A 19,897-nucleotide genomic window follows, 5' to 3' on the forward strand; every position below is an offset into this window, starting at 1 on the left:
ACAAAAAATTAACAAATTAAATTTTTATACATTTTTATTGCATAAAAAGTCCAGTTGAGTAATATAAATACCAAGTGACAATTAATGCGGTATGTCAGCATGACTATTCAGGTAAGCGGAATCAATAAATCCTACGGTGAGACACAAGTGCTTCACGATGTCAGCTTTAAGTGTGAAAGCGGCGAAACACTGGTGTTACTCGGTCCGAGTGGTGCAGGGAAGAGCTCTCTACTACGTGTTCTTAACCTTCTTGAAGGAGCGGATAACGGCCAGTTAAACATCGCTAATGACGCATTCGACTTTTCAACTGAAATCAAAGAGAAGCAAGGTTTAGCGCTTCGTCGTAAAGTGGGCATGGTGTTCCAACAGTACAACCTATGGCCGCATATGACAGTGATGGAGAACCTGATTGAGGCTCCGGTAAAAGTATCTGGCATGGATAAAGAAGAAGCGAAGAAGCAGGCAATGCAAATTCTTGCGACGCTGCATTTGGCAGACAAAGCGGATGCATGGCCGATGCAACTTTCTGGTGGTCAGCAACAACGTGTGGCGATTGCTCGTGCATTGATGATGAAACCGGAAGTCTTGCTTTTTGATGAACCGACCGCTGCGCTTGATCCGGAAATTACTAACCAAGTCGTTAAGATTATTAAAGATTTAAGCGAAACCGGAATTACACAAGTAGTTGTGACGCACGAAGTGGATTTCGCCAAGAAAATCGCTAGTCACGTACTGTATTTAGAAAAAGGACACATCGTTGAGCACGGCACAAATGATTCGTTTTCTAACCCGCAAACCGCCCAGTTTGCTGACTACCTAAATCACTAAATCACGTATTTAAAGTTCAGTCTATTTAACAGATAAGCTCGGCTGTCATTGCGAGTGTCAGCCCACTAAGTACACACGGAGTATTGCAATGAAAAAGATTCTACTAGCTTCACTAATCGGACTTTCTTCTGCAACTATGGCAGCAAACGCAGCAGCACAAGAAGAGATCAAATTTGCGATGGAAGCGACGTACGCCCCATTCGAATACATGGATGAAAACAACCAAATCCAAGGTTTTGATGTGGATCTGGCGAATGCACTATGTAAAGAAATCGAAGCAAAATGCACCTTCCACAACCAATCTTTCGATAGCTTGATCCCAGCATTAAAATTCAAGCGCTACGATGCGGCAATCTCTGCAATGGACATTACTGAGGCGCGTTTGGAGCAAGTGAATTTCACGAATGCATACTATGACAACTCAGCAGCGTTTGTTTCTATCAAAGAAAAAGTGGCTGATCAAAAAGCACTAGAAGGTAAGCGTGTTGGTGTTCAAAACGGTTCAACACACCAAAGCTACCTGATTGAGCAAATGCCGGGCGTAACCGCGGTTCCTTACTCAAGCTACCAAGACGCGTTCATCGATATGAAAAATGGCCGTATTGATTCTGTATTCGGTGACACAGCAGTCGTAGCAGAATGGTTCAAGAAAGAAGACAACCTAGCTTACGTGGGTGAGCACATCACTAACCCTAAATACTTCGGTAACGGTTTCGGTATCGCAGTAAATAAAGGTAACGACGAGCTAGTGAACAAGCTGAACACAGCACTGAAAACAGTGAAAGCAAACGGCGAATACGACGTAATCTACAACAAATACTTCGGTAAGTAATATGGCACTAACGGGTTACTCTTTATCGCTTGTTCAAGCTAGTTGGATGACTGTCCAGCTAGCCTTCACAAGCCTCTTAGTCGGTTTGATTCTGGCAGTGGTATTCGCCAGTGGTGAAATGTCTCGCCGCGTTTTCGTTAAATGGCCAATGACGGCGTTTGTGACGATTGTACGTGGCTTGCCAGAAATCCTTGTCGTGTTGTTCATCTATTTTGGTTCGACGCAGGTTCTGTTTTTAATCACCGGCGACTTTATTGAAGTTAGCCCGTTCTTGTCTGGCGTGGTGGCGTTGTCATTGATCTTCGCTTCTTACGCTTCTCAAACTCTACGTGGCGCATTAAAAGCCGTTGGAAGAGGGCAGAGAGAAGCAGCAAGTGCACTCGGCATCAGTCAAGCACACGCTTTCGTTCGCATTGTTTTACCACAAGCAGTAAGACACGCACTACCAGGTTTAACTAACCAATGGTTGGTTCTGCTGAAAGACACCGCGCTTGTATCACTGATTGGCGTAACGGATTTGTTGAAACAAGCGCAGCTAACATCTGCAGCGACGCATGAAGCGTTTACATGGTACGCAACCGCTGCGGTGATTTACCTAGGCATTACTTTGATTACACAACGTGCCGTCAAACTGATTGATAAGAAGTTCTCAATTCAAGGCATGAGCATGGGACAGGAGGCGACCGCATGAACGAACAACACGTTTGGCAAATGCTGGATGGCTTAGGCACTAGCCTCCAATTGACCGCCGCTTCCTTGGTTGTGGGCTGTCTTTTAGCTCTGATGATGACGCTGACTCTGATCCTACGTACTCCGGGTTTGCATTGGGTAAGTCGTGGCATCATCACCTTGTTCACAGGTACGCCTTTGCTGGTACAGATCTTCTTGGTGTACTACGGTCCGGGTCAGTTTGATGCCGTAAGAGAAAGTGTATTCTGGACATGGTTAAGCCAACCTTGGTTCTGTGCGATGTTAGCGCTAGCACTCAATACCGCTGCATACAGCACTCAGTTGTTCAAAGGAGCGTTTAACGCGATTCCTTCTGGTCAATGGCAAGCGTGTCGTGCATTAGGTATGAACAAAACCGCAACACTAAAAGTGCTGCTGCCATACGCTATTCGTCGTGCGGTTCCGGCTTACTCGAACGAAGTGATTTTGGTCTTCAAAGGCACGTCACTAGCAAGCACGATTACGATCATGGATCTGATGGGTTACGCGCAGCGCATTAACGCACAAACTTACGATACGTTGACGGTATTTGGTATTGCGGGCGCATTTTATTTAACGGTAAATGGTGTGCTAACTCTTATTTTCCGTCAGGTAGAGAAGAAAGCATTGGCGTTCGAAGCCGCATAAACCTTCAATCAACACTCATCATCTCGTTCCACAGTGCCTTTGCAAATGACTCTCTTGCAGGGGCATTTTTTATATTCGTTATGGCAAATCCCTCAAGTTCCACCAAACTTAATTCAATGCAATTGTATTGGTGGCACCATGGAAAGAAGACACTTTTTAGCGCTGTGGACATTGTTGTTCGCACCCTCTTTAAAAGCGACGACACCAATGCGGCCGACGCCAGCACAAACAGAAGGGCCATTTTATCCAGTAGTGGATATTCCTCTTCGTCAAAACTTGATTCTGCAATCAGAAGGCTTGGTCGGTGAACCTATCGTGTTGCAAGGCAGAGTAGTAGATACATCGGGAAACCCAGTTTCAGGCATCAAAGTAGAAATCTGGCAATGCGATGGGCAGGGGATTTACGATCATCCTAAGCAACCAAATAACGATAAGTTTGATGCGCACTTTGCTGGCTTTGGTGCAGTTTTAACTCAATCGGATGGTCACTACTTGTTTCAGACCTTGTACCCTGTACCTTATGCTTCTCGCCCACCGCACATTCACGTTAAGTTGTTGCGAGATAATCAAGAACTTCTGACCACTCAGTTGTACTTGAAAGGCAATACTGGCGATGAATGGTGGGGAGGCAAAGCCCGTGATTATCTGCAGTTTGAAACTATACGAATCGACGGGCGATTAACGGGCGAATTTAACTTTGTGATTGGTTAGCGAATCCAGTTAAGCCATTAACTCAACCAATTGCGCCAAGCATTCTTTATCCAGTATCGGATGAGGCTCGACACCCGTGACCAACACGATATCCACGGAAGGCAGCGATGGCATATCGTCTAAGATCTTAAGATCCTCGCTAACGCTAATACTGCCCATCGCACCGATAGCCATGCTTGAACGTACAATCGCTCGTTGTGCAGAGGCCGTATTGCAACACGCCAGTAGTTGATAAGGAGTGCCACGTTTGGTTAATCCGTCTACCGCTGCCGCGTGGTATTTACAGTCGGTTTGGAATAGGGCGAGAGGGAGAGGTTGGGCTTGCTCGATGTCAAAATCAGGATGAGCAATCCACACGCCTTTGTCGCTTGCTAGCCAGTAACCTTCCTCACTGTCCGGTGCTCTTGTCACAATAGCGGCGTCTAGCTTTCCTTCATCAAGTTTTTCTCTCAAGGTGATGCTCGGCTCACTAAAGACTTGAATCGAACATGTGGGCTCAGATTGCTGTAATACGCGGATGACTTTAGGCAAGATATTGTCATTGTAATCCTCAGGGCAACCTAAGCGAAGAGGGCGCTTATTCTCATAACGTTTCACTTGTTTCAGCGCTTGATTGTGCAAGCTGACCAATTGCTCGGCGTGAGAGCGCAGTGCCAGCCCCGCTTCACTCAGTATGAGGTTACGACCTTCTTTTTCAAACAAACTGACACTGAGTTCGTCTTCCAGTTTACGCATTTGTGCACTGAACGCGGATTGGGTGCGATTGATCTGCTTGGCTGCACGAGTGAAACTTCCCGTTTCGACAAAAGCCAGAAAGCTGCGTAACGCATCGATATCCATATATAAAACTCATCCATCGTTTTTGTTGAAGTGTTCCATCAAAACTATCCGTTAGTCCCCTTAAATACAATCAGATATTGTGAATGAGTAATCAAAACACGAACCGCATGGAGGCGTCATGAAACTGTTTATTGCTAACCAAAACTACTCGAGCTGGTCACTTCGCGCATGGCTGATCTTTTCTCAATTCAAATTGGATGTGAAAGTCACCAAGCTCAAATTATTCACGGAAGATTTTTACAAAACCTTGGAAGGTCTTACACCAACGGCGAAAGTACCTACCTTGGTGGATGGTGACGCAACCGTGTGGGATTCATTAGCGATTTTGGAATACGTTAACGAGCAATACTTACAAGGCAAAGCATGGCCAAGCAACTCCGTAGAACGAGCTAAAGCACGCGCCATTGCCTCAGAGATGCATTCGGGGTTCTTTGATTTAAGAAACGAACTCCCAATGAACATCCGCGCGCGCAGAAAAGTCGTTCTAACGGATGGTGCACGTAAAGATATTGCACGCATTGACGCTATTTGGGCAGAACAAGCCAAGCTGTATCCCAACGGTTGGCTATTTGGAGAATGGTCGATAGCTGATGCTATGTATGCACCTGTGGCATTGCGTTTCCAAACTTACGGTATCGAGTTATCCGAAGGTGCCAAAGCTTACCAACAGAAGGTGCTAGCAAGTGAATCTTTACAGCAATGGTTGGAAGAGGCGAGCCAAGAAACGGATATCGTAGAAGAGGACGAGGCAGGGGAAGAAGTATAAGCGCATCTTGCGATCGCCTGTAGCAAGGGAAAGCATGACAAAGCACGCTTTCCTCTTCTAGGATGGTTGTCGTTTCCGGCGCGTTTAAGCTAGGTGTTCAACAATCGCTCTGCCTACGCCGTGTGCGCTCGTTGGGTTTTGACCTGTGATGACACGATCATCCACAATTACAAACTCTTGCCATGGTTGCACTTTAGAGTAGCGCGCTGCGCTGCGTGCAAGAGATTCTTCCAATAGGAATGGGATATCGTTGATGGTGCCGAAGTCGATCTCTTCTTCGCGAGTGAAACCTGTTACTGATTTAGACGCAAGCAGCTTTTCGCCATTGCTAAGCGTGATAGGGAGAAGAGCGCCCGGACCGTGACAAACTGCTGCAACAATACCGCCATCTTCATAGTGTTTTGCAGAAATCTTGGCAAAATCTTCGTTGCTCGCTAGGTCTGAAAGAAGACCAAAGCCACCCGGATAGAAGATCGCATCGTAGTTGTCACCGTTGATTTGTGATACTGGAATCGTGTTGTTGATGCGGTTCTGGAAATCATCATCCGCTAAGATTTTCTCGTTGACTGCATCGCCTTCGATGTCGGTTCCGTACAGTGGTGCTTGCCCGCCTTTGATAGAGGCAATGTCGTAATCGAAGCCTGCATCTAGTAGTTCGCTAAGCGCATGAGTGAGCTCTGGCGCGTAAGTTCCGTTTGCTTGGTCAGTTTCACCAAGGGTCGCATGGTTCGTCACAATGATGAGTACTTTCTTCATGATGGTTTCCTTTTTGGCTTACGTATATTTGTTGAACACCTTCATACTAATTGCTAAACAAATAAGTGATAATATGATTAATTGGCAAAACATTATTGCTATATAGCAAAGGTAAGTATGGACAGTTTTGAAGGTATCAATGAGTTTGTTACGGTCGCTGAGAGCTTAGGGTTTTCTGCAGCGGCAAAACAGTTAGGTTGCAGTACCAGTCATGTCAGTCGTCAAGTCACAAGATTAGAAGAGCGATTAGGTGTCGCCTTGTTAGCACGTTCGACAAGAATGGTGAGTCTAACGGAAGCAGGGCAAGCGTATTATCAGCAGTGTAAAGAGTTGGTGATTGGGCTTCAGCAAGCCAATGAACAGCTCACCACGCAGCAAACTCAACTGAGTGGTACGTTACGTGTGAGTGCCGCTGGTGCGTTTTCTGAAAACCATGTAGCGCCTGCCTTGATGGCGTTTGCCAAGCAACATCCTAATCTCACGGTAGAAATCAACTTCAACACCAGCATGGTCAACTTTATTGAAGATGGTTTCGATTTTGCCATTCGTTACGGTAGGTTGAGTGATTCAGGCTTGGTTGCGAGAAAGCTGGTGGATCGTCCCATGGCAGCGGCAGCCAGTCAGCGTTATCTCGATGAACATGGTTTGCCAACGCACCCCGAGCAACTCAAGCGTCATAGCTGCATTATTGCCAATAAGGACGTTTGGTTGTTTGAAAAAGACGGCAAGCCTTTAGATGGCGTAAAAGTGCAGGGCAGATGGAAGAGCAATAACGCACACACGGTCTTGCAAGCCTGTGCAGAAGGATTAGGTGTGGCGTACTTACCGAAGAGCAGTTTCAACGGTGCTATTTCGTCTGGTCGTTTGGTGCCAATCCTAGAGCCCTATTGGGGAAGTGGCAACAGCAGCTGGATTGTTTATCAGAATCGTCACTTTCTACCACTACGAGCGCGATTGGCTATCGACTTCTTGCTTGATCATTTTGTCGATTGGCAGGAGTAATGAGGCTCTGCCAATCGGTTTGTTTATCCATTTGTTAGATCGTCAACATACTAACGTATCTACATGTTTTGATAGCTCGGTCCACCGCCACCTTCTGGTGCTTTCCACGTGATGTTTTGCGAAGGATCTTTGATGTCACAGGTTTTGCAATGCACGCAGTTGGCGGCATTTATCTGAAACTTCAACTTATTGTCCACTTCCACCACTTCGTAAACCCCAGCGGGGCAATAGCGCTGACTCGGTTCGTCATACATACCTAAATTCACATCAATTGGAATGTGAGGGTAAGTCAGAACAAGGTGACAAGGTTGATTCTCTTCGTGCTGTGTTCCCGACAAAAATACCGACGAAGGCTTATCAAAACTGATTTCACCATCTGGTTTTGGGTATGCAATTGGGTGGCACTCTTGTTTAGGTTTTAACTGCTCATGATCGTGCGAATAGTCCTTGATAGACCAAGGTAACGGCTTCTTAACCAGTGGTTGCCACAGGTTGTGTTCAAAAGTCGAAAGAGCACCGCCAAGTATGCTGCCAAACTTATGAATGTTCGCACCAAAGTTACGCGTTTCGGCGAGTTCGTCATACAACCATGATGATTCAAACAACGACTGGTAGTCTGGCTCAGAAGCTCCAGTTTGTCGGGCCGTATGTACCGCTTCTGCTGCAATGATTCCGGATTTCATTGCTGTGTGGCTGCCTTTAATTTTAGCAACGTTCAAAGTCCCCGCATCACAACCAATCAATAAACCGCCAGGGAATTGCTGTCTCGGCAGAGAGGAAAGCCCACCTTTCGCAATGGCTCTTGCGCCGTAAGCGATGCGCTGAGCACCTTTCAAATGTGGTTCAATAGCAGGATGGTGCTTAAAGCGTTGAAATTCGTCAAACGGACTCAAGTAAGGATTGCTGTAATTCAAGTCGACAATAAGCCCCACGGCGATTTGGTTGTTCTCCATGTGATAGAGAAAACCGCCGCCTGTGGTATTTGTTTCACTCAAGGGCCAGCCAGCGGAGTGGATAACACTGCCAGATACATCCTTACTGTCAGTGGGTAACTCCCATATCTCTTTTAGGCCAAGCGCGTAGTGCTGTGGTTGCTTTCCTGCGTCTAGGTCGAACCTTTGAATAAGTTCTTTACCCAGATGTCCGCGACAACCTTCAGCAAAAAGGGTGTATTTTGCCCTTAGCTCGATACCTGGTTCAAAGTTAGGTTTGGCCTGGCCGTTCTTATCTAGTCCCATATCGCTCGTGTTAATGCCTGTCACTGCGCCAGTCTGATCATAATTGATGCTTGCAGCGGCAAAGCCCGGAAAAACTTCCACCCCAAGATTTTCTGCTTGGTTAGCGAGCCAACGGCAAAGGTTGGCAAGGCTAATTACGTAATTATTCTCGCCATTTATCATTGGACGCGGTGTAAGGATGTGAGGAACTCGAATATGGTTTTGTTCAGTAGTAAGATAAAGGAAATTATCTCGTTGAACCGAGGCTGCTAGCGGGGCGTCCATTTCTTTCCAATTGGGGAAAAGCTCATCTAAGGCACTAGTTTCAAAAACAGCGCCAGATAAAATATGTGCGCCCACTTCTGAGCCTTTTTCTACAACGCAAATTGAAAGTGCGTCACCTTCACTGTCTTGGCTGAGTTGAGCTAGCCGACAAGCGGCGCTTAAGCCTGCAGGTCCGGCCCCCACGATCACGACATCAAACTCCATGCATTCTCGTTCCATCTTTATGCTTCCTTTCTATTATCGTCATCTGCGTGACAGGTTTTGGTTTCTATACAGAAAACTATAGCTCAGTTGACGTTAACGTGAAGTGGACTAAGCTCAAGTAATGGATCTGACGTGTTATATGAGGCATGACCATGGAAGACCGACCATTAGCAACACTTGTGCTCGCAGAGCATGACAACCAATCGTTGGCTGTAGGGACGCTGTGTGCAATTAAAGCGGCATTTGAGATTAAGGATGATGATAAATCGCTTCCTGTTTCTGTGTTGCTTATTGGTTATCAGTGCCAATCAGTTTTGGATGAGTTGAATTGTGTTCAGGGTGTTGCAGAAATTATCTGGGTTGATGCGAAGGGATATGAACATGGATTAGCGGAAAATATCGCACCTTTGATCTCACAAGTAGCCAAAAACTACTCACACATTCTTTCTCCTGCCAGTACATTTGGTAAGAATGTGATGCCTCGTGTGGCGGCGTTGCTTAATGTTGGTCAACTTTCTGACGTGATGACAATCGAGTCTATCGATACGGTGATTCGTCCAATTTATGCTGGAAATGCATTGGCGAGAGTCACGTCGAATGATCCCTATAAAGTGATGACCATAAGAAGTACGGCTTTTGATGCCGCAGAGCTATCTGACACACCAGTTGTCCCTAAGCTTACTCAAGTCGACACGGTGATTATCAATAAACTTAGTGAGTTTGTTTCGCAACAAACGCCAGAAAGTGAGCGACCAGAATTGCCAGCGGCTAGAGTAGTAGTGTCGGGTGGTCGTGCATTCGGGAGTAAAGAGAAGTTTGTTTTAGTAGAACAATTGGCTGACAAGCTAGGTGGAGCGGTAGGGGCGTCACGAGCGGCGGTCGATGCGGACTATGTGTCTAATGACCATCAAGTCGGGCAAACCGGCAAAATTGTTGCACCGGAGTTATACATTGCCGTCGGAATTTCTGGCGCGATCCAGCATTTGGCGGGAATGAAAGATTCCAAGGTGATTGTTGCAATTAATAGTGATCCTGATGCGCCTATTTTTGACATTGCAGATTATGGATTGGTCGGCGATTTGTTTGTGGTAATGCCTGAGCTGTTAGAGAAGCTGTAGATATAGTCTTGTTCCCTAAAACAAAAGGCTTCCAAATTGGAAGCCTTTATCATTTGATTTTAATAAGTTACTTTTCGCTCGGACGTTGCAGGTGCTCTGCAAGTACTTTCGTAAACCTTGCAGCTTCACCACCAGTACAAGCGCGATGATCAAACGTTACGGATAGCGGCATTGCTTTCACCGAAATTGCTTGACCATTTCTTATCACAACTCGGTCGAGTATTCGGCCCGCGCCGACAATAGCGACTTGTGGCGGTGTGACGACAGGTGTTGCGTAAATACCGGCAATCGCGCCGAAGTTGGAAAGCGTAATCGTCGCGTGTTGCAATTGCTCACGACCGATTTTTCTCTCTCTGATCCCTTCAACGGTTTGATCGAGCCAACGACGAACATCTTGTGGCTCGTATTCATCTGCGTGGCGCAAGACTGGCACGTACAATCCATGACGGCTATCTACTGCAATTCCTACATTGACCGTTGTGTGTACACAGCGTGTCATGGTTTCGGCATCAAACCAAGCGTTTAAAGCGGGCTCTTCTTGACACGCATGAACAATCGCTTGAACAAGGCGGATACTGATATCTTCGTTTGGCAGCCAATCTTCCAACAATGCTTCTTCCGTAATGGTTACGGCAGCAACATGTTCGTGCGATTCGGTCATAGACGATACCATGGTACGTCGAGCGCCTTTCAAAACTTCGGTGCCTGGACGCTGTTTTCCGGCTTCGTCGTAAATATCGGCATCTACGATAAGTCCGTTCGGGCCACTACCTGACACAAGGTTAAGATCTACCCCAAGTTTTTGTGCCAACAAGCGAGCCGAAGGCAGGGCGGTAACGAGGTTACTTTCTGTCGTGTTGTGGTTGCCACCAATCCAGAAATCATCAACGTTAACATGATGCGCTTGGTGAGAAACGCTACCGACGACGGTTGCGGCGTCAGCAGTGGCTTTTTTCTCTGCCGTTACTTCTCTCCCGGCACCTGTTTCATCAATCTCTAGCAGTAATGCACCAATATTGACGATTTCACCTTCCTCACCATGACGGCTGACCACACGGCCCGAATAGGGGGCAGGGACGTCGACCGTCGCTTTTGCTGTCTCTACGGTTAAGATCACTTGATCTAATTTAACCATGTCACCGACATTAACGTGCCATTTTACAATTTCTGATTCAGCGAGGCCTTCGCCGAGATCGGGTAAGTTAAACGTCTTCATTTCCAATCCTCCACGAGTTCGCGCGCTGCGGTCACAATGTCTTCTTTCTGAACCATGAAATAATCTTCGTTACGGTAATAAGGCATAATGGTGTCCATTCCAGTTACTCGTTTAGGTGGGGCTTTAAGTAAGCACATGGCGTGTTCAGCGGTTCGAGCTAATAGCTCAGATCCCACACCACAAGTTTTACTCGCTTCATGAACAACGAGTAAACGTCCAGTTTTTTCTAGTGAGCTGAAAATCGTCGCGGTATCAATTGGCTTAATACTCGCCAAATCAATCACCTCGACTTCAATTCCCTGACTAGACAAGGTTTGCGCGGCCTGAAGTGACTCTACGACGCATGCGCCCCAAGTAACGAGCGTGATATCTCGCCCCTTGCGTAAGGTGAAGCAGGTGTCGAGTGGGAGTGCTTCGCCGTTATCAACGACTTCAGATTTAACGGTGCGATATATGCGCTTCGGTTCGAAGAACATGACGGGATCATTGCTTCTAATTGCAGCGAGAAGTAAGCCGTATGCGCGTTGTGGAGAAGAAGGAATCACCACTTTAAATCCAGCAGTGTGAGCAAATAACGCTTCCACGCTTTCTGAGTGGTGTTCCGGAGCGTGGATACCGCCGCCAAATGGCGCACGGAAAACCGCGGGACAAGTGAGCCGACCGCGAGTTCTGTTACGCATTCGAGCCGCGTGGCACATTAAGTGCTCCATCGCAGGAAAAACGAAACCTTGAAACTGAAATTCGGCGACAGGTCGTAATCCTTGCGTTGCCATACCGACCGCAACCCCGCCGATTAAGGCTTCAGCGAGTGGCGTATCGATGACTCGTTTAAGACCAAACTCTTGCTTGAGTCCGACAGTGGCACGAAATACACCACCATTATCGCCCACGTCTTCACCTAATACGACAACATTGGGGTCTTGTTGCATTTCGTGGTGCAGGGCAAGGTTAACTGCTTCAACCAACGTTAGCTCAGCCATGTCTGCCTCCCTGCATTCTCATTGCCTTGTTGATGAGTTCATCTCTTTGTGCATGAAGCTCTTGAGGTAGCGATTCATACAAATAATCGAAACCGGTTTCTGGTGCTTGTGGCGGTAAGCTCAGATAGCGTTCAACAGCTAACTCTACTTGCTCTTTACAGTAATCTAGCCATTGCTGTTCTTGTTCGTCGCTCCAAGCGCCTTGATTAAGGAGGTACGTTTTAAGACGTGCGATAGGTTCGTATTGCCATGCAGTTTGAACATCATCTTCTTTACGATAACGAGTCGCATCATCGGCCGTAGTGTGGTCACTCAGTCGGTAACTCACCGCTTCGATGAGTGTTGCGCCTTTCCCTTTTCTTGCTCTCTCAAGGGCGGTTTTAGTTGCATCATAAACGGCGACGACATCGTTACCATCGACAGTAATACCCGGTATACCTGCACCTTGCGCTTTTTCTGATAAGAAATCGGCGGCACATTGGAGACTACGCGGCACTGAAATTGCCCACTGGTTATTGTTTACGACGAAAACAAGTGGAATATTCCAAGTACCTGCGCAGTTTATTGACTCAAGAAAGTCCCCTTTGGATGTACCACCATCGCCACACATGACTAGCGCAGCTTCATGGTTACCTTGAATTTTTAGCGCGGAAGCCACCCCGACAGCATGCGTACATTGCGTCGCTATGGGTACACAGTAGGGAAGGTCTCGGCTAGGAACCGGACTGCCTTCAGGAGCAAAATCACTCCCGCGCTCATCGCCACCCCAGTATTGAAGGTTCTTTTCCATGCCAATGCCACGACACCACATCGCAGGCATATCGCGGTAGTAAGGGACAAACACATCATCGGCTTTAAGTGCTCTGCCGACCGCAATGCCTATGGCTTCCGCGCCTAAGTGTGAGGGATAGGTCCCTAGCTTACCGGTGCGTTGCAAGGCAACTGCTTTGTTGTCGTAAGTGCGAGTTAATACCATATCTCGGTAAAACCCGACCAATGTTTCAGTGTCAGCCCAGTTGGGTAGTTGGCCGACTAGGTCCCCACGATGGTCGATAAACCGATGCATGGGTAATGCCTGAACGTTCATCTCAAGCTCCTTTTGACGCTGCGGGTCTTTTGGACTGCAGCTGTTCATACAAAACCAGAGTTTGTATGGGTACTCAAACTCTGATATCAGCGCAAAGGCCATACCTAAGGTTGCGTGTGCTTTCGATAGCGGTAGGCATCTGTTCGTCCCTTAAACTATTTGTCGATAACATCGCTGCGACTATTTCACCGCAAGATACAGAGAAAGGCTTTTCTGTATCTAACCCTCTAACTAAATCGTGGTATAGCCAGATACAATAAGTGTAAACAAATTGTTAAATTATGCTTCATTTTGACTTTCGCTCAGTAGTAAAGTTTTGCTTACACCCTGATTTTGCAGAGTAATATGCTGCTATTTTGTTGGTGGTATTTTTAAACTCGAATTTAATTACTGGTTAATGAAACATATTTGCAACAAAATTTGGCTGTAAAATTTGACAAAGTGAGTCATTATTAATGAATCAACTCAAACAGTTGCTATATGATGAATTGCAAATTTTTGTTGTGCTCGAAGCCTCGACCTTATGAGAATGCATAACTTCTTCCCAACTGAGTGGAATCAAGGTAGGGTGACGGCATTACAAATGTATACCCTCGGCAGTCCTTGAGCTTATCCAAAGTAGGTGGTGCTCAAGCGGAAGTGATTATGGAGAAGTTATGTACCACGCTCATGTTTATTTTCCCCTAAGAGAACAAGATAAAGCGCAAGCCTTGAACGAGATCATCCGTCAAGAGCGTCAAGATGTGCTGCGTGTGTTTCCATTAGTTGGAAGGTTAGTTGGCCCACACAAGATGCCGATGTTTGAAATTCACCTAGAATCACTGAGTGAAGAGTTCTTGGCGTGGCTTGATACGATTCGAGGCGATTTTTCTGTGCTTATTCACCCAGTAAGCGAAGAAGAGTTGCTCGATCACACAGAACGCGCGATTTGGTTGGGCAGAGAGATTGGTGTATTTGAAGAAAAGTTAGAGAAATAGTTGCTCTTCTCGCCCATGCATGACCGCTTTGAATCCTTCTCTTCTCATTGCGGTCGCAGCTTCTGCTTAACGCCTCATCTTCATTGATGGGTGCGGAATCCCTCTCTTACGCTTTGCTGTAGTTATTTTTGTGCTAAACCTAAAAGTAGGCTTTCGAACTTCACGCACAAAGCGTGAAAATGTTGCTGTTTAGCATGCCATTAAATGAATTTTGGTGGTAATAAAATAATAAGTCTTTGATAAATCAAATAGGTATAGCAGGGAAGTGCAGTTTACGACCCCAACGCCATTGGCAGTGGCGCCGATAATTTCTGAGGGGGAAGGGTATGTTTTCAATACTCTTGGTTATACTTGCACTCTATATATTTTGGCTGTTGTTTCGCAACGGGCCTGAGTTTGCCGAGCGTACCGCCCAAAAAAAACGTGACTGGGTAGGGCCTACCGCCAACAAAGAAGAATGGCGAGGATTTTGTAGGGATGTATTTCAGCCGTTCAGTTCTCAAACGACTTTCTACGCTATTGCTTATTTTGCCAATTACGTAGCAGCAGCGAACGCAATATCTTGGTCAACGATATACGAAGGCGATTATCCGGTCATCATAAGCCGATTTGGTAGCTACTTCATTTTAAGCACGCATGATGCACTGGTCGTAGCTGGGTTTATTGCGCTTGCTTTCTTTATCATTAATTGGCAACTTGCCATGCGCTGCTCCGGTATTCTTAGCCAGTATCTAGTGCGGATTCTTATTATTAATCAAAAGCGCTTTGTCGCGATTAGCTTGGTGTTTTGCAGCTACTTTTCGTACCTACTGACGCTTGGTATATTCTGGCTGTTCCATGATGGGTATTCAATCTGGCATGGATTAATGCTTAGCCCTGTGTTCCTGCTGTTAGCTTTATTGGTAGCGGTTGTTGTGCCATCTGCAAAAAGAGAAAGTAGTGTACCTTAGATAGATTTTCCACGTTAAATTACACTTGATTTTGGGATAGTAATTCTTATGCCATTAAGTTAGCATTGCCAGCTTTTTAACGCTCAAAAGGCCACTAATCAGTGGGACAGTGGGAGAAACAATGTTTATCGGCTTTGACTATGGTACTGCAAACTGTTCAGTGGCTAAAATGGAATCGGGTGATCCAGTACTGCTTAATCTGGAAGGAAACAGCCCTTTTATTCCTTCCACCCTTGCTGCACCGACTCGTGAATCGGTATCCGAGCATTTATTTCGCCATCGAGATATTAAACCATTAGATCAAGTTGGTGAGCAGGTTTTACGCCGGGCAATCAATTTAAACCGAGAAGAAAGTATTGACTTAGAATCCGACGACATCGCGTTTGGTCAGGCTGCACTTAATCTCTATTTGGAAGATCCTCGCGATATCTATTATGTGAAATCGCCGAAGTCTTTTCTTGGTGCATCTGGCTTGCGTGATGTGCAATTGGCTTTCTTCGAAGACCTTGTCTGCGCGATGATGGACAATATTAAGTCTCAAGCCGAAAACGATGCGCAGCAAAGTATTACCGATGCTGTGATCGGCAGACCAATTAACTTTCATGGGCGTGGCGGTGAAACGGCTAACATTCAGGCTGAACGCATTTTGTTGCGGGCAGCGAAACGTGCGGGCTTCCAAAATGTGGAGTTTCAGTTTGAGCCTGTCGCGGCGGGCCTAGAGTATGAAGCGACACTCAGCGAAGATAAAATCATTCTAGTAGTCGATATTGGCGGTGGTACAACGGACTGTTCGTTGATCCAAATGGGACCGTCTTGGCGCGGCAAAGCAGATAGGACCGCAAGCTTGTTAGCTCACAGTGGCCAGCGTGTCGGCGGGAATGATCTTGATATCGCGCTAGCATTTAAGCAGCTCATGTTCCCTTTTGGCATGGGAAGTAAAATGGAGTCAGGCATTGTGATGCCGACTACCCAATTCTGGAACCCGATAGCAATCAATAATGTAGAAGCGCAGAGTGACTTCTATTCGCGAGAGAACCTATCAGCGTTAAAGTTGCTTCAAAAGCAGGCTCAAGAGCCAGAAAAACTTGCTCGTTTGCTAGAGGTGTATCATGAGTCTTTAGGCTACAACATTGTTCGCCGTGCCGAAGAGGCAAAAGTGGCACTTTCAGAACAAGCTTCTTACCGAACTGGCATCAACTTACTATCAGAAACGATTGAAGTTGATGTACAACGTGACGAAATGATCGAAGCGATCCAGTCGCCAAAGAATAAAATGACGGCGTTGGTGACAGAAGCGGTAGAGCAAGCTGGAGTTAAACCCGATGCTATCTTTATGACTGGAGGTTCGGCACGCTCGCCAATCTTGCGCGATGCGGTGCAAACCGTACTGCCAAGTATTCCGGTTGTCAGTGGAAACTATTTTGGCTCAGTAACTGCCGGCTTAGCTCGTTGGGCTGAGGTTTGTTTCAAGTAGAAAGAAAGCCGATTAACAGTGGGTCTTTGTTGCCAAACTTATGATTTCATTTAGGCTTGCCAAGTGATGGTTGGAGAACTTTGTCGAGAGGTTGAGTTTTAAGCGGGTAGGGAACCTTTTTAGGATCTTAAGTCTTTCAAGGTCATTCTGAATAGTGAGGGACGAGCGTGATTTAGAATCTCTTGCCCGAGCACGCTGTTATGATATGTGACCCCGTTTCGCCGAGCGTTATTCATCACCATTATTCTGAAGAGTCGAGTTAGGATCTACCGGAATAATGATTTTGACTAAGCTGAGATAAAAATGCCCGCTAAATCAGCGGGCACTTTTGTTTACGTCATTAATGGTGCATGTGTTTTTCCATGTGACCTTGTTTTTCAACCGCCATTTCTACTTCCACTTTACCCGCGTTTTTGAATGTTAACGTCATAGGGAAGCGGTCGCCTTCTTTAAGAGTTTGTGTTGGGTCAAAAATCATTAAATGGAAGCTGCCTGGCTTAAACAACACTGAGTCATTGGCTGGAACGCGCACTTCGTCAATCTTAATCATTTTCATCACACCATCTTCTTTCTTATGCGTGTGAATTTCGACATGCCCTGCGATTGGGCTTTCTGCTGCGATCAATGCATCTTCACTGTCACCGTGGTTGGTTAATTGAAAAAAACCACCGATAACAGGTGCGTTTGGTGGCGCTTCGCGGCTCCATGGATGGTCGATATGAATTTTTCCTGCTTCATAATCGTGCGCTAAACTCAGTGGGCTAGCGATGACAGCAATAAGCGCGATAGCGGCGGTTTTTAATGATTTAAGCATGTGTTTTTCCTTTTGAATTAATAGCTTCTCTGAATGGACAACAAACAGAGTCATCGTTATTTTTGAATAAAGTTGTCAATGATTAGATGCCTGTTAGGCAGGAAAAACACTCGGCGGAGAGTGCTTAGGCGCGATGTGTTTGTAAACGAGCTTATCGCATTTTGAAAAGTGATAAGTCGTCAGTGCATACTTTACTCGGCGCAGCCAATGGATGGTTGTCAGGTAAAGCCCAATCGCAACTAAAAGAAAGAATTGAACAGCTTGAAGAAGCGGGCATTCAAACTGGAAGCCGTCGTGTAAGTTAAGATCTTGGATGAGCTTAGAAGAAGATTGAGCGTTAGCCTCAATCAACGTATTGATATCCACCCATTTGAAACCATCTGCGGTACACAGTAAAACCTTTTCACTTTGGACTTTGTTGAGCCAAGTTGTGCTGTGAACTTGTGTAGGGTTAAGAGCGGCTGTGGACGCTAAATACAACTGAAACAACACCGCGATAATAACCGCAATAGCGTGCAAGCGATGGTGTTTGTGCTGTATTAGAGTGTTTTCCATACAATTGAGTGCTTATCTTCTTCGGCGCGGGATACTAACAAATTAACCAAACAATGTAATTATCAGTTTACTAAAAGGTGATGCAAGTGTGCATTATTTGTTTTATTGTCTATTTTTAACGCTTTAATGTCTTGATTCGGCTGACATTCACAACCTCCAATTCAACTTGTCAGTCTTGCCTAGTCGCTTTTGAAGATACCGAATTAATCTCTCTTATATGCCACTGAAGCTTCGGTTAGTGGGTGTCGTGGTGGTGTTTTTACGTGCTAGATTTGGCTGATATCGATTCAAAATGCACACCGAATCTTCACTTGTTTTCCATTAACGGAATTATGACAGTAATTTAATAAAGGATACGGTATTCTGCGCTCCTTTGTACATGCCAGAAACGTCCGTCCTACTTAGTCGGAGGGGCGATTAATCTTAAGAAATTTCTCAAATGAAATACGAACAACAGATTGGATATCGATACCCTAAAGGTCGATTTGCCATGGTGAGTGTATATGCATTCACCGGTGCTGCGATTTTAGCATCGACTATTTTTTCTCTATTGCTGTTTTTGTCTATCGACGAAAATCCGATGATGCAAACCTTATTTGGTGGTTTAGCGATCATTTTTGAAGCGGGTAAATTTTACGCTTGGTATGAATACGGTGAGCGCCGAGCCCATCGCAACTACACAGGAGCAGCAACCGCTCTCGTGTTTTATTTAGTCTTAGCTGCGATTTCCATTGGCGGTAGTATTGGTGGCATAAATAGTGCAACCAATAGTGCACAAAGTCATATTTCGGTAGAGCAGGCGAAAGTGGAAGCGTTTAATCGTCAGATTGCGGCAATCGATAAGCAGATTGAGCTCAACAATATGGCAGCGCAGAAATACATCGAGATGGAGCGTATCGCGACTGGTGTAACTCGCATTCAGGATCAAAACAAAACCTTACGTGAAGAGCAGCAACGCTTGGCTATGGAGCGTGATAGTTTACCGCCGGTTACGCAAGGCTCAGTGATTGGTTTGATTGATAGCCTAGCCAACGCATTTGGTACCACCTCTCAGCAAGCTCAGCTTGGCTTGGTTGTATTTCTTTCGATTCTTTTGGACTTCTTTGCTGCATTTTTTGTTGGCTTGATTGGTGAAGAGCAACGGTTCCGATATTTCTATCGCAGAAATGAGGGCATGATATTGAAAACAGTTCGCGATATAGATCCAGCGCCTGCGGGTTATCTTCCTTATATAAAAGAGGAAGAAGAGCAAGAAATACCAGCTGCGCCGGAGCCAGAAGAACCAAAGGAACCGAAAACCTTGTTAGAGCAAGTTAGCGATGCACTTAAAACGCATCAAATTACGTGCACCAAAAAAGCCGTTGCTAAACAGTTTAAGCTGTCTGCGGAAGAGGTAGACAAGGTATTTGAAGAATTGGCAGAGCTCGGTTTAGTGGGGAAAAAAGCCAACCACCATTATCATTGGATAGGTGAAGCAGAAACCGCATAATTGGTTATCTATTAAAGTTCGGAAAGAGCGTCAATCGGCGCTCTTTTTTTGGGGGGGAATTTTCGCTATTAAAGTTAACGACAAGAAAGCGTATCAATCTTTATTGAGCTTTTTGGTTACGTCTTTCACCGTTTTCTTCTCTTTTTCAGGTGTCATTGCATCAACAGCTTTACCCGCCATCCCTTCATCTGGCAATTTGTCTTTTCCTGCATCAACTGCGGTATCTTTCAGTGCCTCTTTAGGCGTACAGCGACCACCAACACCAACCACGGCTTTTGTCGCAGCGGCTTTAGCTGCCTTTTCTGCATCGCAGTCAGGATCCATAACGCTAGCTAAGCTCGTGGCTGAACCAAAAAACAAGATTAACAAAATGAGGTTGCGTTTTTTCATATTCGTCACCAATGTTGTGAAACATAGGTAAAGTGTAACGGAGAGAAAAG

The 19,897-nt window shown here is 45.8% G+C and carries 22 protein-coding genes; 13 read left to right on the top strand and 9 right to left on the bottom strand.

From position 1 onward, the window contains the following. Window positions 1–99: 99 nt before the first annotated feature. From artP to R7Z10_RS06610, 5 genes are all read left to right on the top strand, one after another. Window positions 100–828 carry an arginine ABC transporter ATP-binding protein ArtP gene (artP, locus tag R7Z10_RS06590; RefSeq protein WP_318104390.1) on the top strand — a complete coding sequence of 243 codons (729 nt, stop codon included), beginning with the start codon at window positions 100–102 and terminating at the stop codon, window positions 826–828. An 88-nt stretch (window positions 829–916) separates the two neighbouring features. Continuing rightward, entirely contained in the window at window positions 917–1,660 is a 744-nt protein-coding gene (locus tag R7Z10_RS06595) for an arginine ABC transporter substrate-binding protein (protein WP_047100941.1), read from the top strand. A gap of 1 nt (window position 1,661) precedes the next feature. Further along, complete coding sequence (artQ, locus tag R7Z10_RS06600) at window positions 1,662–2,351, top strand: arginine ABC transporter permease ArtQ (protein ID WP_042521067.1); 690 nt, start codon at window positions 1,662–1,664, stop codon at window positions 2,349–2,351. Beyond that, the gene (artM, locus tag R7Z10_RS06605) at window positions 2,348–3,016 is read left to right on the top strand and encodes an arginine ABC transporter permease ArtM (protein ID WP_005388569.1); all 669 of its coding nucleotides are present in this window, start codon (window positions 2,348–2,350) and stop codon (window positions 3,014–3,016) included. Before artQ ends, artM begins: the two co-directional genes overlap by 4 nt. 138 nt (window positions 3,017–3,154) lie before the next feature. Further along, window positions 3,155–3,727 (top strand): protocatechuate 3,4-dioxygenase, encoded by a 573-nt coding sequence (locus R7Z10_RS06610; RefSeq protein WP_318104393.1) that lies wholly within the window; start codon window positions 3,155–3,157, stop codon window positions 3,725–3,727. A 9-nt stretch (window positions 3,728–3,736) separates the two neighbouring features. On the opposite strand, the gene R7Z10_RS06615 is transcribed toward R7Z10_RS06610, so the two are convergent. Further along, on the bottom strand, window positions 3,737–4,567 hold the full coding sequence (locus R7Z10_RS06615) for a LysR family transcriptional regulator (protein WP_258635100.1): 831 nt from the start codon (window positions 4,565–4,567) through the stop codon (window positions 3,737–3,739). Window positions 4,568–4,685: 118 nt separating this feature from the next. Between R7Z10_RS06615 and R7Z10_RS06620 the strand changes: the two genes are divergently transcribed. Next, complete coding sequence (locus R7Z10_RS06620; protein WP_318104396.1) at window positions 4,686–5,333, top strand: glutathione S-transferase family protein; 648 nt, start codon at window positions 4,686–4,688, stop codon at window positions 5,331–5,333. An 84-nt stretch (window positions 5,334–5,417) separates the two neighbouring features. Here R7Z10_RS06620 and R7Z10_RS06625 read toward each other — a convergent pair whose 3' ends face one another. Beyond that, a complete protein-coding gene (locus tag R7Z10_RS06625; RefSeq protein ID WP_213867781.1) occupies window positions 5,418–6,089 on the bottom strand; it encodes a type 1 glutamine amidotransferase domain-containing protein in 672 nt (223 codons plus the stop codon). Between the two features lie 117 nt (window positions 6,090–6,206). Here R7Z10_RS06625 and R7Z10_RS06630 point away from each other — a divergent pair, with 117 nt between their 5' ends. Then, window positions 6,207–7,091 (top strand): LysR family transcriptional regulator, encoded by an 885-nt coding sequence (locus tag R7Z10_RS06630; RefSeq protein ID WP_215810414.1) that lies wholly within the window; start codon window positions 6,207–6,209, stop codon window positions 7,089–7,091. 59 nt (window positions 7,092–7,150) lie between these two features. Here the strand turns inward: R7Z10_RS06630 and R7Z10_RS06635 are convergent, their stop codons facing one another. Further along, on the bottom strand, window positions 7,151–8,812 hold the full coding sequence (locus R7Z10_RS06635; protein ID WP_318104400.1) for an electron transfer flavoprotein-ubiquinone oxidoreductase: 1,662 nt from the start codon (window positions 8,810–8,812) through the stop codon (window positions 7,151–7,153). A gap of 137 nt (window positions 8,813–8,949) precedes the next feature. Between R7Z10_RS06635 and R7Z10_RS06640 the strand changes: the two genes are divergently transcribed. Next, the gene (locus R7Z10_RS06640) at window positions 8,950–9,915 is read left to right on the top strand and encodes an FAD-binding protein (RefSeq protein WP_318104402.1); all 966 of its coding nucleotides are present in this window, start codon (window positions 8,950–8,952) and stop codon (window positions 9,913–9,915) included. Window positions 9,916–9,982: 67 nt separating this feature from the next. Here R7Z10_RS06640 and R7Z10_RS06645 read toward each other — a convergent pair whose 3' ends face one another. From R7Z10_RS06645 to pdhA, 3 genes are read right to left on the bottom strand one after another with little or no spacing between them, the layout of a single operon-like run. Continuing rightward, complete coding sequence (locus R7Z10_RS06645) at window positions 9,983–11,131, bottom strand: dihydrolipoamide acetyltransferase family protein (RefSeq protein WP_005375831.1); 1,149 nt, start codon at window positions 11,129–11,131, stop codon at window positions 9,983–9,985. Beyond that, complete coding sequence (locus R7Z10_RS06650) at window positions 11,128–12,111, bottom strand: alpha-ketoacid dehydrogenase subunit beta (protein WP_042521051.1); 984 nt, start codon at window positions 12,109–12,111, stop codon at window positions 11,128–11,130. The genes R7Z10_RS06645 and R7Z10_RS06650 overlap by 4 nt, the downstream gene beginning before the upstream one ends. After that, window positions 12,104–13,198, bottom strand: a complete 1,095-nt coding sequence (pdhA, locus tag R7Z10_RS06655; protein ID WP_025998586.1) for a pyruvate dehydrogenase (acetyl-transferring) E1 component subunit alpha — start codon at window positions 13,196–13,198, stop codon at window positions 12,104–12,106. Before pdhA ends, R7Z10_RS06650 begins: the two co-directional genes overlap by 8 nt. 65 nt (window positions 13,199–13,263) lie before the next feature. On the opposite strand from pdhA, the gene R7Z10_RS06660 reads away from it, so the two are divergent. The 4 genes from R7Z10_RS06660 (at window position 13,264) to yegD (ending at window position 16,599) form a co-directional block, all read left to right on the top strand. After that, complete coding sequence (locus R7Z10_RS06660) at window positions 13,264–13,458, top strand: hypothetical protein (RefSeq protein WP_127891143.1); 195 nt, start codon at window positions 13,264–13,266, stop codon at window positions 13,456–13,458. 396 nt (window positions 13,459–13,854) lie between these two features. After that, window positions 13,855–14,175, top strand: a complete 321-nt coding sequence (locus tag R7Z10_RS06665; protein ID WP_005375836.1) for a DOPA 4,5-dioxygenase family protein — start codon at window positions 13,855–13,857, stop codon at window positions 14,173–14,175. A gap of 326 nt (window positions 14,176–14,501) precedes the next feature. Next, a complete protein-coding gene (locus R7Z10_RS06670; RefSeq protein ID WP_213916927.1) occupies window positions 14,502–15,125 on the top strand; it encodes a hypothetical protein in 624 nt (207 codons plus the stop codon). Between the two features lie 121 nt (window positions 15,126–15,246). Then, on the top strand, window positions 15,247–16,599 hold the full coding sequence (gene yegD / locus R7Z10_RS06675) for a molecular chaperone (protein WP_005375838.1): 1,353 nt from the start codon (window positions 15,247–15,249) through the stop codon (window positions 16,597–16,599). Window positions 16,600–16,939: 340 nt separating this feature from the next. Here the strand turns inward: yegD and R7Z10_RS06680 are convergent, their stop codons facing one another. After that, a complete protein-coding gene (locus R7Z10_RS06680) occupies window positions 16,940–17,413 on the bottom strand; it encodes a copper chaperone PCu(A)C (protein WP_318104405.1) in 474 nt (157 codons plus the stop codon). 93 nt (window positions 17,414–17,506) lie between these two features. Further along, on the bottom strand, window positions 17,507–17,968 hold the full coding sequence (locus R7Z10_RS06685; protein ID WP_005388493.1) for a hypothetical protein: 462 nt from the start codon (window positions 17,966–17,968) through the stop codon (window positions 17,507–17,509). Between the two features lie 439 nt (window positions 17,969–18,407). Between R7Z10_RS06685 and R7Z10_RS06690 the strand changes: the two genes are divergently transcribed. Then, the gene (locus R7Z10_RS06690; RefSeq protein ID WP_318104407.1) at window positions 18,408–19,457 is read left to right on the top strand and encodes a Preprotein translocase subunit SecY; all 1,050 of its coding nucleotides are present in this window, start codon (window positions 18,408–18,410) and stop codon (window positions 19,455–19,457) included. 93 nt (window positions 19,458–19,550) lie between these two features. Here R7Z10_RS06690 and R7Z10_RS06695 read toward each other — a convergent pair whose 3' ends face one another. Then, window positions 19,551–19,847: a hypothetical protein gene (locus R7Z10_RS06695; protein WP_017634219.1), complete on the bottom strand. Its 297-nt coding sequence runs from the start codon at window positions 19,845–19,847 to the stop codon at window positions 19,551–19,553. Between the last annotated feature and the right edge of the window lie 50 nt (window positions 19,848–19,897).

The organism is Vibrio sp. Vb1018, from assembly GCF_033338775.1.
In the GTDB taxonomy this organism is placed as follows: Bacteria; Pseudomonadota; Gammaproteobacteria; order Enterobacterales; family Vibrionaceae; genus Vibrio; species Vibrio alginolyticus.